Source organism: Antrihabitans stalagmiti, from assembly GCF_016482825.1.
Classification (GTDB): domain Bacteria; phylum Actinomycetota; class Actinomycetes; order Mycobacteriales; family Mycobacteriaceae; genus Antrihabitans; species Antrihabitans stalagmiti.
The window spans coordinates 684834-697961 of sequence record NZ_JAEMNV010000001.1; the positions used below are offsets into that span (position 1 = coordinate 684834).

Here is a 13128-nt window from a genome sequence, read left to right on the forward strand (position 1 = left end):
CGTTGACATGATCGGTTTCAATGAACAGAATATTGACAAACAGGCCGATTTGTCCAACAGTATGTTTCACAAACGGTTGACCATGCATATCGAGCACCGGCCCATCGCGGCGACATCGGAGGACCACAATGACCCGTTCGATCATCTATCGCTCGATCGAACCCGGCCTGTCTGCTGCCGTCACCGAGCTCTACGAAGAGGCCAAAGCGAAGGTCGGCGACGAGGACCTTGCCCATATTCGCAATGTCGCCGCCTACTCACAGGCGATCAAAGAACGCAGCCGCGAACTTCTTCGCGACGGCGGTACCCCGGATTCGGTTCGTCGCGGTGCCGTGCAGTACGCGCTTCACATGCTGCTGGAATTCTCCGAACTCGGGCACAACATCCTGCACGGCAGCTACGACCACCTCGACGACGAACAATTCCATTCGGATCGCTGGCAATGGGACATCAACGCCGATCCGAACGAGTGGAAGGTGATGCACCACCAGAACCATCACCCGTTCACCAACATCGTCGACAAAGACCACGACCTCGGTTACATGGTGGCGCGGGTGCAACCGGGTCAAGACTGGCTCGCCCATCACGTCGCCCAACTTGCCTGGGTGCCGGGCGTTCTCCTGTCTCATATGTACTACTTCGGCTTCTATACGGCGTTCTCCGCTGCCCGAACCGAGGGCCGCCCCATTCTGCATCCGGCGACGGCGAAGGCGATGTCGACGGTGATTGCCGAACATGCCTGGCGGGACTACATTCGCGAACCGCTGTTAGCAGGTCCGCGATTTCTGCACACGCTGGTGGGAAATCACGTCGGGACGACACTCGGCACCGGATTCACGCTGCTGCTCGTTGCGCTCGAGCACCACACGCCCAACGTCGAGGTGTTTCACGATCCAGGTCCCGACGAAACCCCGGACCAGTACTACGAGCGGCAAATCCGTGCGACGACCAATTTCGACCGGTCTGCGCGCCTCGATTCGTGGTTGCAGAGCATGCTCGCCGACGTCGACTACCCGACCCCGCCCGACTTCGAAGTCTTCTACGGTGGCCTGGACACCCATCTGGAGCACCACCTTTTTCCCGACCTGCCGCCGAACCGCCAGCGCGAACTGCAGCAGGACGTTCGTGAGCTCTGCGCTCGATACGATCTGCCCTACAACACCTTTCCGTTCGCCGACCTGATCCCGTTCGCTTTGCGCCAACTGGCGATACTCGCCTTCCCAGTCGGCGAGCGGGAAGGACGCAACCCACTGCGACTACTGCGGGCACCGTTCGACACGGTGAAACGACTTGCCTACGGCGCTCGTTTCAAGCTGAATCCGGAGTCCCCGTACCTCGAAGCGCCGCGCTTCTTCGACGCCAAGGCAAAAGTACTGTCGTCGAAGGTTCACGCGGACGGCCAAGCGCGGTCGTTCAAGATCGCGCGGCCCCGCGGTTGGGACGACATCACCTGGGATGCAGGTGCATTCGTTTCGGTACGGGTCGAAGTCGGCGACGAGACGCTGGTCAGGCAGTACAGCTTGTTGAACGACAGCGCGGGTGCAGAGCATTTCGAAATCTGCGTCAAGCGGGTCCAAGACGGACGGGTATCGAACCACCTGAACCGCGCGGTTCGCTCCGGGCACCGGATAACGCTCGTCGGCCCGCCGACCAGCGTCGGACCGTTCGTGCTGAAGGAGCTGCCGAAGCGACCGGTCTTCGTCGCCGGCGGCGTCGGAATAACCCCTGTTCTCAGCATGATTCGCAAAATCGCGCGAGAGGCACCCGATACGGACGCGGTGTTGCTGTACTTCAACCGCGACGCCCGCTCGATCATCTTCGATCGAGAACTGCGCGATCTTGCAGCGCGCACCAATCTCCGCGTCCTCAATTTCTGTGACGAACAGCCACCTGCTCGACGCAAAGATATTCTGCAAGAGCGGATTTCGGCCGATCTGCTGCAGCGCTTCGTACCGGACATCGCCGAGCGTGACGTTTATGTGTGCGCCCCAGGTGCAGTCATCGATCTCGCACGGACTTTCTGCTCCGAACTAGGGCTGCCCGAGACTCGATTCCATACCGAATCGTTCGTCCCGCCCGCACTCGAACGGCCAAGCGAAGGAGCTGACGACTCGTACCGAGTCAAGTTCCGCCGCAGCGAGATCGAGCTGGACGTCGACGGTTGCACGACTTTGCTGGAGGCGGCACGCTCTGTCGGAATCGACGTGCCGTCCGGTTGCGAGCGTGGGTTGTGCAGAGCATGTGTCACCGGAAAGTTCCGTGGCGTAACACAACTCGACGAGTCCGGTGCCCAGCTCGCTCGGATCACAGTGTGCAACAGCCTTCCCCGATCCGACATCGAACTCGACCTCTAGCACCCGACTGCCCGACGACGCGAAGGTCATCATGATCGCAAGTCCACTGCCCCGCATCCCCTATGCCAAGGCAGCCAAAACTCTTCTGCGCCAGTCCGTACTCACCGTCGTCGACGAGCTCATCAGAAAGGACGGATGGGCGGCGACCAGCGTTGCGACCGTGGCGAATGCGACCGGGGTCAGTCGACAAACCATCTACAACGAGTTCGGCTCACGGCAGTCGATCGCCGAGGCGTACATCCTGCATCGACTTGATGTTCTGCTCGATGCCGTCTCGGCGAAAGTGCTCGGCAACCCGGACATCGAACATGGTTTCCGCGAAGCGTTCGAGCTCTTCTTCGACATGGTCGACGAGCCCGTCATACAAACAGTTCTCGCAGGCGATCGGTCGAATCTGATCGATCTCGTGAAGGTCGTGAACGAGCGCGCCACCGACCGACTCGCCGCCGTCATTCTGCGGGTTCGCCCACGAACGTCGGAAAGTGACGCAATCATTTTCGCCGACTCGTTGGCTCGCATCGCGGTCGCGCACGCCATGGCTCCGACACTTCCCCGTCCGGTCGCGATCGAACGCGTGGTGCGGCTTTCGACGGTCGTCCTCGACGCGCCTTAGACGGCTCCGCCGCTCGTGCGTCTTTTCGGAGGGCGGACCCACCAAAAAGACTCACGAGGCGCGGAGCGCCCTCGTCGATAGATCGTTCTACAGTTGATCGTTCTACAATCGGTGTTCCAGTTCTCGACTCCTTTAAGGACACCAGGTTGGCCGCCGATACCCGCACTCGAATCGTTGCCGCGACCTGCGAATTGTTCCGTCGCCAGGGTATGGCAGGCACCGGTCTCAAGCAGATCGCTCAGACCGCCAACGCACCGTTCGGTTCGATCTACCACTTCTTCCCTGGCGGCAAAGCCGAGCTGACCGAAGAGGTGATCCGGTCCTGGGGAGTCATGTACCGCAACCTGGTCGTGACCGTCTTTCAATCGTGCCCGGACCTCCCCACCGCAATCGAAGCCTCGTTCGCCGGAGCAGCCGAAAGCCTTGCGTTGACCGACTACGCAGACGGGTGCCCGGTTGCCACCGTCGCACTCGAAGTCGCGAGCACGGACGAGACCCTGCGAATCGCAACGGCAGACGTCTTCACAGATTGGGTCGACGTCGGTTCCGACCTCATTGCCTACACAGGCCTTCCGCCCGACGTGCGCCGCCGTCTGATGATCGGGTTCATCTCGAGCCTCGAAGGAGCTTTCGTTCTCAGCAGGTCGCTACGCAGCAAGGAGCCGCTCGAGGCGGCCGGGCATATGGTTCTGCAGTCCGCGCTGGCAACGTTGGCCGAACACGCTGCTCGCGCAGGGTGACCTGGAGAGTCGCCTAGGTTGGAGTCATGACGATGCAGAAAGGCTCGAACGTCGCTGTCCACGCTCGCGCCGTACGCGTAGAACTCGGTTGGCAATCAGGACAGGGCGTGCCGGATGCGGATGCGTCCGCGCTACTGCTCGCAGGCGGAAAAGTGCGGTCGGACAACGACTTCGTGTTCTACAACCAGCCGACGCACCCATCCGGTGCAGTCAACTACGACGGCAAGAACCGCGGACAGACCGTAGTGGACGCACTGTCCATCGCGCTCGATCGGACCGAACCCGCAATCGACACCATCGTGATCGCAGCATCGGCCGACGGCGGCAACTTCGGACAGTTCACGGGCCTCTACGTTCGAGTGATCGACGCAGCCAACGGTGCCGAAGTCGCCCGGTTCGACAGCACAGGCGCCACAACGGAGACCGCATTTGTACTCGGCGAGCTCTACCGTCGTCAGGGCGGCTGGAAATTTCGCGCCGTCGGCCAGGGCTATGCCTCCGGACTCGCCGGTCTGGCAACAGATTTCGGAATCTCCGTCGACGACGAACCACCCCCGCCACCCCCGCAGCAGCACTACGCTCCCCCGCCGCCGATGGATATGAACAAGATCTCCCTGACGAAGACCGCACCCGCCGTATCGCTGACGAAACAGGGGGCAACCTCCGGCGTGATGCGGATCAATCTGAATTGGAGCGCACGCCCGGGTGCAGCGAAGGGCATGTTCGGAAAGCGCAGGAGCGGAGCCGATCTCGACCTCGATCTGTGCTGCCTGTGGGAGTTGATGGACGGCACCAAGGGATGTATTCACGCACTCGGCGACTTCGGAGCGCTCGACCGTGCGCCGTACATCATGCTCGACAAGGACGACCGCACCGGTGGCAACGTGAGCGGCGAGAACCTCGACATCAATCTCGACTTCACCGGTCACTTTCGGCGGATCCTCGTGTTCGCCGAATTATACGAAGGCGCAGAGGATTTCCGCGGAGTCGAGGCAACTGCGACCCTGTATCCGGTCAACTCCGCGCCCATCGAAATGAGCATGAACGACTGTCACGATGCGTCGAGGGACGCCGTCCTCGCCGTAATCGAGAACATCAACGGAGAGCTTGTCGTACGACGTGAAGGTGTGTTCGTCCTGCCACCCGCGGGCCGACCGCGGTGGGGCAAGCAATCGGTCGACGAGGCGTACCGGTGGGGTCTGAATTGGGTTGCAACGAAGGGCAAGGGCTAGGGCGCCCGCTTCAGCTTTCGCCAGCCACCGGCGCGGTTGTTCGCAATGATCTGTGCGAACATTGCGCCGAGGGCACGGGTCTCGACTTCTTGACCCTGCCAATAGGCGACCGTGCGTGCGGTCTTGTTGTCGTGGCCTGCCGTGATGATGCCGTCTGGATCAGGAACGATGCCGCCGTCGTAGAGAAAAATGTTCACGTGGTCCTTCGTTGCCAGGAGCGCGCAGATATTGCCCTGCAGCACGAAGTAGGGCTGGACCGTCCGTTTGATCGTCTCCTCGACCTCGGCATCGGTCGCATGCACCAGGTCGCGCACTGTTCGGCAGATGTCTTGCTGCCAGTCCGGCAAGCCGTCGATGTAGGTGTCGACTCGTTCGTCACGCTCGTAGGTCATGAACTGCCCTTTCCTTGAATCGGCACGGAACCGCAATCTTCCTGCACTGCTTGCGCTTTGGTGCGAAGGAACCGCTGTTGCGGAATGCTCGCCGCCAGTTCCGCCGCTGCGAGGTAGGCAGCCCGCGCACCCGCGGAATCACCGACCTGCTCCAACAAATGCGCTCGAACCGCGTGCAGACGATGGTCGTGTGCGACTCGGTTGTCGTCGGCGAGCTCGTCGATGCGAGCCAGACCCGCGACAGCGCCATGCACCATCGACATTGCGACCGCGTGATTGAGCGCCAACATCGGATTGTCGGAACCACTCAGCAGCAGCTCGTACAACGCTACGATCTGCGGCCAGTCGGTCGCGTCGAACGACGGTGCCTCGTCGTGCACCGCCGCGATGGCAGCTTGCAGTTGAAACGGCCCTGTCACACCACGCGGCAGTGCGGAGGTGATCAGGCCGATTCCCTCGGCTATGTAGTCCGAGTTCCACAACGCCCGGTCCTGGTCCGCCATCGGAATCAGCTCCCCTGTCGGTCCGATGCGAGCAGGCCTGCGCGCGTCGGTGAGCAACATCAACGCCAGCAGACCGGTCACCTCGCTGTCGTCGGGAAGCAGCGCATGCGCCAACCGCGCCAGCCGAATCGCCTCGGTCGACAGCTCGACGCGATAAAGACTTGTGCCGGCAGTACTGGCATAACCTTCGTTGAACACGAGATACAGCACCTGCAGCACGGCGCCGAGCCGTTCCGCTCGCTCGGCCGGCGGCGGCAGGCGAAAGGGCACCCCGCTCGTTTTGACGCTCTGCTTCGCGCGGGTGATGCGGCGCGTCATCGTCGCCTCCGGCACCAGAAATGCGCGAGCAATCTCGCCCGCGGTAAGCCCACCGACCGCTTTCAACGTCAAAGCGATCTGCGACGACGGTGACAACGACGGGTGACAGCACATGAACAGCAGCACGAGGGTGTCGTCGGCGTCGGCATTCGGCCGGTCGGCGGCCGGAGCAAGCCAATCTCCCGGCAACGCCCGCTGCACGACCGTATCTTCGCGACGACGGCGAGCTTGTTCGCTGCGCAACAGATCGGTGAGCCGCCGCGACGCGACGGTGATCAACCAACCGAGCGGGTTGTCGGGGGTCCCTTCGCTCGGCCATTGCGTCGCCGCCGCAAGCAACGCCTCCTGCACGGCGTCCTCCGACGTGTCGAAATGACCGAATCGGCGAACGAGGGCACCGAGTACCTGCGGCGCCAGGCGACGCAGTAGGTCCTCGTCCATGGCTCCTGACACCGCCTGTCGGATCCCCTGTTCGTATTCACCGTCACGGGCAACTTCGGTAACAACTGTTGCATCTGCGAACAAAGTTACGCATGGTGCGCCGGAAATCGTGGATACTGCTTCAGTGACGCTGACCAAACGTACCTGTTCTTCCGTCATCTCGACGGTGCTGCTGGCTCTCGCAGGCTTGCTGGTCGCGACCCCGGTGACGAGCAACGCGGCACCCCCCGACTGGCGCTACACGATGGTCGCTTTCAGCAACGTGAGCGACCGGGACCTGGATGTGTACGAGTCGAGCGACGGTAGCCAATTCCAGCCTGTTCGACTGTCGGCCTATCGGCCCCAGTCCGGAGTTGTGCGTGACCCGAGCATCTTCCGGCACACGGACAGCGCGTACTACGTCACCTACACAACGGTGGACGGAGCCAATATCGGCTTCGCGCGCAGCACCGACCGCGTCAACTGGACGCCGATGGGCTCGTGGCCGGTCCCGTTCTGCTGCTTCCTGATGCCGGGTACGGGCGATGGCAAAGGCCCTGTGAACCCGTTCTTCTCGGGGTCTGCCGGATTCAAGGACGGACCGTCGCTCTCGCCGTTCACCACCAAGGCCTGGGCGCCCGAATGGTTCGTCGACGGCGACCGCGTCAGTGTCATCCTGTCTATGTCGACCGGTGGCGGATTCGTGCCGTATCTGATGACGGCGCTCGACCCATCGCTGCGACTGTGGGGTCTGCCGGTTCCGCTTGCCGGGATCGGCGCGGACCACATCGACACCACCGTGGTCAAGGTGGGAGCCACCTATCACGCGTTCACCAAGAACGAGACCAAGAAGGTGATCCAACATGCGGTCGCGCCGTCGGTGACGGGACCCTATTCGTATGTCCCTGACGGAAATTGGGGCTCGATGCTGGAGGGCCCCGCAGTCGTTCAGTTGCCGAACGGCACGTGGCGGATATATCTCGACGCGTACACCGAAGGGAAATACCTCTACTCCGACAGCACGGATGGACTGCAAACGTGGTCGCCCGTGCAAGAAGTTGCCGGTCTGTCCGGGACGGTGCGTCATTTCGGCGTGATGCGGGAACCCGCATAACCGACTGCGAGTTCACTGCGCCCCTGGACGTTCGAGCAAATCGACCAGCTTCCGAGGCGCAAGCACGCAGTAGCTTTCGGTGAGCAGTTCGGCGACCTCGTCCCAATCGGAGTTCTCGTCGAGAATCATGCCGACGATGTTGGGAAACCAGACCGGACGGAAGAACGGATGCCCCGCTCGGCCGAGCACGTCGAGTTCGATTCCTTGGGAACGGAAGGTGACCAGGCTGATCGGCCCGTCGTTGCCTGCAGCCTTCGCATAGGCCTGCGGCCAGCCGCCGTCGACAGCGAGCACGTGCGCGAAGGTGTGGCTGCGGACTTTCCACCGAGTCCCGACCCAAGCTCGCTCTTCGATCACGTCGGGTAGCGCCGAACACGCCGCGCGGATCTTCGCGACGATCTGGTGCGGAGCTTCGCCCGCAGGGGCGTCTCCGCCAGGCCCCGAACCAGCGACTTTCTCGTCCGTCGACCGATTTTTCACCGACACTCCCCGGTAGCGGTTGTTGTTTCGAGCAACGCTACTCGAGCCCACCGACACGTTCGAATGTTCTGGTCAGATGTTCGCGAGCGGGCTTTCGTCCAAACGATCCAGGAGGTCCGCCACGTCGTCGTACACGGCGGCTGCCCCTGCGTCACGCAATTCTGCCTCCGAGACGCCCCCGGAGCGGACCCCGACGAATCGAACGCCCGCTTCGACACACGCCTTCGCATCCCAGATCGTGTCGCCGATGAAAACCGCGGCGTCTGCCTCGACGCCGGCCTTCTCCAACGCGACCGCAACGATGTCGGGCCGTGGTTTTGCGGTGCCGACGTCTTCGCTCGACGTCACTGCCGAAACGTGCTCGTCGACATCGAGAACCTCGCGCAGCGTCGTCAGCTCGTCCTCCGGCGCCGACGTTGCCAACACCACTACCGCTTCTCCGGCGGCGACCCGACGAACGAGGTCACGTGCACCGGCGAAGGCAGCCAATTGTCCGGAACTTTCGCGGTAGTACTTCGAATGCAGGTCCTGCGCGCGCTCCTTGAGGTCGTCGCTCTCACCTTCGAGCAACGAATCGATCAGCAACGACCCGTCCATACCGATCGAGCGATGGACCCGCCACGACGCAACGCCTACGCCTACCTCGACGAAGGCACGCGACCAGGCGGCGATGTGCACGTAGTTGGAGTCGACGAGCGTGCCGTCGATGTCGAACAGCACTGCGCGCGGGGGCGTCGAGGTTGGCATAACAGCTGGATACCCGCCGTCACGACCTGCAATCAGGACAGCGGCGAAACGATGCACAAACGCATCAGTAGCGTTGAGGCATGCGGACCCTGCTCAGCGTCTTTCGATCCGCGTTGGTCGACCCGGTCGAACGCGATCATCACCAGCCCGATCGCGACTTCCGTCGACGACGCATCGTTGTCGCCATCACCCTCGTCCTCGGTGCGACGTTGCTTGCAGTGTCATTGTCGACCGAACCTGGCGAGTTCGCGTTCTATCCGCTGACCATCGGACTCGCTGCCGTGTGGATCATCGGTGGCTTCGTCTCCGGGCCACTGCACGCCGGCCGGATCGACGCGTTCGGAACCCTGCGCAGGCCCATCGTGACCCCCATCGTCATCGGACTCGCCCTCGGCGGCGTTTTCGTCGTCGGCGGTCTTGTCGTTCGCGAGATCCCGGTGCTTCGCGACATCGTCTCGAGCGTGCTCGCGCACGCCGAACTCGGCTCCCTGCCGTTGATCGTTTTCATCACCCTTCTCAACGGCGTCGCCGAGGAAGTCTTCTTCAGGGGCGCCCTGTTCGCTGCGGCAGGAAAGGCGCACCCGGTAGCCATTACCACTGTCATCTATACGGTTGCCACACTCGCCACGGGAAACCCGATGCTCGCTTTCGCCGCCATACTGCTCGGCCTGGTAGTCGGTCTACAGCGACGCGCATCGGGTGGAATCCTGGCGCCGATCCTCACCCATGTTGCCTGGTCGGCCGTCATGGTTCTGGTACTTCCTCCGCTGTTTCGCTGAGCACACCCAGGAGCGAGCTACCCTCGAACATGGCCGACTATCCGAGCTTGCTTGTACCGGTCGATCACATCGAGCCGGTGCCACGACGGATCAGAGCGGTCTTCGCCGACCGCGTCGTCGTCGACACCACCGCCGCGAAATACGTGTGGGAGTGGCCGTCGTATCCCCAGTACTACCTTCCGCTCGCCGACGTGGATCAGGAAGCGCTGGTCGACGAGCGACACACCCAGCGACTACGCCGCGGTATCGCGCGAGTGCACGGCCTCACAGTCGGCGAGGTGTCGCGTCCCTCGTGCGCTCGGGTCTTCACGGAGGAATCCTTGGCGGGATTAGCAGGAATGGTCCGTTTCGATTGGGCCGCGATGGACTCCTGGTTCGAAGAGAACGAAGAGGTTTTCGTCCATCCTCGCTGCCCGTACACCCGCGTCGATGCGCTCCGCTCGTCGCGACTGGTTCGGATCGAGCTAGGCGGCGTCGTCCTGGCCGAATCGTCCTCTCCCGTACTGGTATTCGAGACCGGACTACCCACTCGCTATTACTTCGATCGCACCGATGTCAACTTCGACCGGTTGCTACCGAACGGTTCGGAAACCGGCTGCCCGTACAAGGGCATCACCTCCGGATACTGGTCCGCGCACATCGGCGGCACGATGCACCACAACGTGGCCTGGACGTACAACTTTCCGACTCGGCAACTGCAACCCATCGCCGGCCTCGTCGCCTTCTACAACGAACACGTGGACACGTTCGTCGACGGAACCGAAATTCCCCGCCCGGTAACCCATTTCACCTAGCGAAACACCGGGTGCAGTGGTCCGATCCCTACGGGCCAAATTAACAAGCACTCATGCTTGCTTTTTTCTTCGTCGGCTGTGAAGCTAGCTACGACCGACGATGGCAAGGAGTTTGCAACGTGGCAGATCTAGATGCGGTCCTGGCAGATCTGGCGGCCGAGGGCGCCGATCTCGACGAACTGGTAAACGGTGCCGACGCCGGAACCTGGGCCAAGGAAACGCCCGCAGCCGGATGGACGATCGCACACCAGATCGCCCATCTCGCCTGGACCGACGAGGTCTCGATCATCTCCGTGACAGATCCGGAGAGCTTCAAGGCAGTCGTCAAGAATGCCTGGGAAAAGCCGACGACCTTCGTCGACGACGCGGCCGAAGAACTTGCGGAGATACCTACCCCCGAGCTGCTCGAACGCTGGCGAGCCAGCCGAAAAGACCTGATCACCGCGCTGTCCGGCGTTGTACCCGGCCGCAAGCTGGACTGGTTCGGGCCGCCGATGAGCGCGGCGTCGATGGCGACCGCTCGCATCATGGAGACCTGGGCACACGGCCAGGACGTCGCGGACACGGTCGGCGTCAGGCGCTCCCCCACCGCCAGGTTGAAGCACGTCGCGCACATCGGAATCAGGGCTCGCAACTTCGCCTACAGCCTGCACAACGAGACACCTCCTACCGACGAGTTCAGGGTCGAACTTCTCGCGCCCGATGGCACAACCTGGACCTGGGGGCCGGAAGACGCCGCACAACGTGTCACCGGACCCGCACTCGACTTCTGCCTGCTCGTCACCCAGCGCCGCCACCTCGACGACCTCGCCGTCGAAGCAGTCGGACCCGACGCAACTCATTGGCTGAGCATCGCTCAGTCGTTCGCCGGCGCACCGGGAACCGGACGCGCCCCAGGACAATTTGCACAGGAGACCGCCCAAGCATGAGCTCACTGGCCACCGACCCAGACCTGATCAGAATCGGCAACTGTTCCGGCTTCTACGGCGACCGCATCAGCGCGATGCGCGACATGCTCGAAGGCGGCGAACTCGACGTCCTGACCGGCGACTATCTCGCCGAACTCACCATGCTGATCCTCGGCCGCGACCGAATGAAGGATGCAGGCCTCGGTTACGCGAAGACCTTCGTTCGCCAATTCGAAGACTGCCTCGGCCTCGCGCTCGACCGAGGTGTGCAGATCGTCGTCAACGCGGGAGGTCTCAACCCGGCAGGTCTCGCCGTCAGATTGCGGGAAGTATCGGACAAGCTGGGACTTCCGGCAACGATCGCGCACGTCGAAGGCGACGATCTCACCGGTCGAGCAGCCGAACTCGGACTCGGCTCGCCGCTGACTGCGAATGCCTACCTCGGTGCGTGGGGAATCGTGGCGTGCCTCGATGCGGGCGCCGACGTCGTCGTCACCGGCCGCGTGACCGACGCGTCCGTCGTCGTCGGACCGGCCGCTGCCCACTTCGGTTGGGGCCGTTCCGATTACGACCAACTCGCGGGAGCGGTCGTCGCAGGCCACATCATCGAGTGCGGTACGCAGGCCACGGGCGGAAACTATTCGTTCTTCCAAGAAATTGCCGATCTCACCCGGCCCGGCTTCCCGATCGCCGAGATCCGACGCGATGGCAGCAGCATCATCACCAAGCACGACAACACCGGCGGCGCTGTCACCGTCGACACCGTCGAAGCGCAGTTGATGTACGAGATCCAAAGCGCCCGTTACGCGGGACCTGACGCCACCGCGCGTATCGACTCGATACAGCTCAGCCAGGACGGACCCGATCGGGTTCTCGTCACCGGCGTCCGAGGCGAGGCTCCTCCACCGCAGCTCAAGGTCTCGTTGAATACACTCGGGGGGTTCCGCAACGAGATGGAATTCATCCTCACCGGACTCGACATCGAGGCCAAAGCCGAACTGGCACAGAAGCAATTGGAATCGTGGCTGACCGTTCGACCGGCCGAACTCGACTGGACGCTTGCACGGCTGGATCGTCCGGACGCAGACACCGAAGAACGGGCAAGTGCGCTGCTGCGGTGTGTTGTTCGTGATCCGGATCCGAACAAGGTCGGCAGATCGTTTTCCAGCGTCGCGGTCGAACTCGCACTCGCGAGCTACCCGGGCTGCAGCTTCACCGCCCTACCTGGAAACGGTTCGCCCTACGGCATTTTCACGCCCGGCTACGTCGACGCCGCCGAGGTTCCACACGTCGCCGTGCACGCCGACGGGACGCGCGTCGCCATCGAAGCGGCGGCGGAAACCCGCGCCCTTGCCGACGTCCCCGAACCCGAGTTGCCGGAACCGCTGCCCACAGGCACAACCAAGAATGTGCCACTCGGCACGATCGCCCTTGCTCGTAGTGGTGACAAGGGCGGAAACGCGAACATCGGCGTCTGGGTCCGGACCGACGCGCAATGGCGCTGGTTGGTGCACACACTGACGACGGACGAGGTGCAGCGACTGTTGCCCGAAACGGCGTCGCTGCGCGTGACTCGTCATGTGCTGCCCAACCTTCGTGCCGTCAATTTCGTCGTCGAAGGTCTGCTCGGCAAAGGCGTTGCCTACCAAGCTCGTTTCGATCCCCAAGCAAAGGGACTCGCAGAATGGCTGCGGTCTCGCAATATCGACATCCCCGAGGAGCTACTGGCGTGAG

The 13128-nt window shown here is 62.7% G+C and carries 13 protein-coding genes; 9 read left to right on the forward strand and 4 right to left on the reverse strand.

Annotation, left to right across the window (positions count from 1 at the left end; all coding sequences use genetic code 11):
- Nucleotides 1-128 precede the first annotated feature (128 nt).
- The 4 genes from JGU71_RS03180 (at nucleotide 129) to JGU71_RS03195 (ending at nucleotide 4939) form a co-directional block, all read left to right on the forward strand.
- Nucleotides 129-2354 (forward strand): FAD-binding oxidoreductase, encoded by a 2226-nt coding sequence (locus JGU71_RS03180; RefSeq protein ID WP_199701870.1) that lies wholly within the window; start codon nucleotides 129-131, stop codon nucleotides 2352-2354.
- Between the two features lie 31 nt (nucleotides 2355-2385).
- On the forward strand, nucleotides 2386-2967 hold the full coding sequence (locus JGU71_RS03185) for a TetR/AcrR family transcriptional regulator (RefSeq protein ID WP_199701871.1): 582 nt from the start codon (nucleotides 2386-2388) through the stop codon (nucleotides 2965-2967).
- 146 nt (nucleotides 2968-3113) lie between these two features.
- Complete coding sequence (locus tag JGU71_RS03190) at nucleotides 3114-3707, forward strand: TetR/AcrR family transcriptional regulator (RefSeq protein WP_199701873.1); 594 nt, start codon at nucleotides 3114-3116, stop codon at nucleotides 3705-3707.
- Between the two features lie 26 nt (nucleotides 3708-3733).
- Nucleotides 3734-4939, forward strand: a complete 1206-nt coding sequence (locus tag JGU71_RS03195) for a TerD family protein (RefSeq protein WP_233528588.1) — start codon at nucleotides 3734-3736, stop codon at nucleotides 4937-4939.
- On the opposite strand, the gene JGU71_RS03200 is transcribed toward JGU71_RS03195, so the two are convergent.
- Complete coding sequence (locus tag JGU71_RS03200) at nucleotides 4936-5331, reverse strand: DUF1801 domain-containing protein (RefSeq protein ID WP_199701874.1); 396 nt, start codon at nucleotides 5329-5331, stop codon at nucleotides 4936-4938. The two genes, JGU71_RS03195 and JGU71_RS03200, sit on opposite strands and share 4 nt — an antisense overlap.
- The gene (locus tag JGU71_RS03205; protein ID WP_199701875.1) at nucleotides 5328-6593 is read right to left on the reverse strand and encodes an RNA polymerase sigma factor; all 1266 of its coding nucleotides are present in this window, start codon (nucleotides 6591-6593) and stop codon (nucleotides 5328-5330) included. Before JGU71_RS03205 ends, JGU71_RS03200 begins: the two co-directional genes overlap by 4 nt.
- Nucleotides 6594-6699: 106 nt before the next feature.
- Between JGU71_RS03205 and JGU71_RS03210 the strand changes: the two genes are divergently transcribed.
- Nucleotides 6700-7686 carry a glycoside hydrolase family protein gene (locus tag JGU71_RS03210; RefSeq protein ID WP_199702846.1) on the forward strand — a complete coding sequence of 329 codons (987 nt, stop codon included), beginning with the start codon at nucleotides 6700-6702 and terminating at the stop codon, nucleotides 7684-7686.
- A 12-nt stretch (nucleotides 7687-7698) separates the two neighbouring features.
- Here JGU71_RS03210 and JGU71_RS03215 read toward each other — a convergent pair whose 3' ends face one another.
- Together JGU71_RS03215 and JGU71_RS03220 are read right to left on the reverse strand one after the other, a co-directional pair.
- Nucleotides 7699-8166, reverse strand: a complete 468-nt coding sequence (locus tag JGU71_RS03215) for an MmcQ/YjbR family DNA-binding protein (protein WP_233528589.1) — start codon at nucleotides 8164-8166, stop codon at nucleotides 7699-7701.
- A 72-nt stretch (nucleotides 8167-8238) separates the two neighbouring features.
- The gene (locus JGU71_RS03220) at nucleotides 8239-8913 is read right to left on the reverse strand and encodes an HAD family hydrolase (protein ID WP_199701876.1); all 675 of its coding nucleotides are present in this window, start codon (nucleotides 8911-8913) and stop codon (nucleotides 8239-8241) included.
- Between the two features lie 80 nt (nucleotides 8914-8993).
- Between JGU71_RS03220 and JGU71_RS03225 the strand changes: the two genes are divergently transcribed.
- The 4 genes from JGU71_RS03225 (at nucleotide 8994) to JGU71_RS03240 (ending at nucleotide 13127) form a co-directional block, all read left to right on the forward strand.
- Complete coding sequence (locus JGU71_RS03225; RefSeq protein ID WP_199701877.1) at nucleotides 8994-9692, forward strand: CPBP family intramembrane glutamic endopeptidase; 699 nt, start codon at nucleotides 8994-8996, stop codon at nucleotides 9690-9692.
- A gap of 29 nt (nucleotides 9693-9721) precedes the next feature.
- Complete coding sequence (locus JGU71_RS03230; protein WP_199701881.1) at nucleotides 9722-10486, forward strand: DUF427 domain-containing protein; 765 nt, start codon at nucleotides 9722-9724, stop codon at nucleotides 10484-10486.
- A gap of 119 nt (nucleotides 10487-10605) precedes the next feature.
- Entirely contained in the window at nucleotides 10606-11415 is an 810-nt protein-coding gene (locus JGU71_RS03235; protein ID WP_199701882.1) for a TIGR03084 family metal-binding protein, read from the forward strand.
- Complete coding sequence (locus JGU71_RS03240) at nucleotides 11412-13127, forward strand: acyclic terpene utilization AtuA family protein (RefSeq protein WP_199701884.1); 1716 nt, start codon at nucleotides 11412-11414, stop codon at nucleotides 13125-13127. Before JGU71_RS03235 ends, JGU71_RS03240 begins: the two co-directional genes overlap by 4 nt.
- Nucleotide 13128: the final 1 nt, after the last annotated feature.

Excerpts from the sequence above, each read along its gene's own strand:
- JGU71_RS03180 (WP_199701870.1), top strand. The coding sequence starts at position 129 with ATGACCCGTTCGATCATCTATCGCTCGATCGAACCCGGCCTGTCTGCT.
- JGU71_RS03185 (WP_199701871.1), top strand. The coding sequence starts at position 2,386 with ATGATCGCAAGTCCACTGCCCCGCATCCCCTATGCCAAGGCAGCCAAA.
- JGU71_RS03195 (WP_233528588.1), top strand. The coding sequence starts at position 3,734 with ATGACGATGCAGAAAGGCTCGAACGTCGCTGTCCACGCTCGCGCCGTA.
- JGU71_RS03200 (WP_199701874.1), bottom strand. The coding sequence starts at position 5,331 with ATGACCTACGAGCGTGACGAACGAGTCGACACCTACATCGACGGCTTG.
- JGU71_RS03205 (WP_199701875.1), bottom strand. The coding sequence starts at position 6,593 with ATGGACGAGGACCTACTGCGTCGCCTGGCGCCGCAGGTACTCGGTGCC.
- JGU71_RS03220 (WP_199701876.1), bottom strand. The coding sequence starts at position 8,913 with ATGCCAACCTCGACGCCCCCGCGCGCAGTGCTGTTCGACATCGACGGC.
- JGU71_RS03225 (WP_199701877.1), top strand. The coding sequence starts at position 8,994 with ATGCGGACCCTGCTCAGCGTCTTTCGATCCGCGTTGGTCGACCCGGTC.
- JGU71_RS03230 (WP_199701881.1), top strand. The coding sequence starts at position 9,722 with ATGGCCGACTATCCGAGCTTGCTTGTACCGGTCGATCACATCGAGCCG.
- JGU71_RS03240 (WP_199701884.1), top strand. The coding sequence starts at position 11,412 with ATGAGCTCACTGGCCACCGACCCAGACCTGATCAGAATCGGCAACTGT.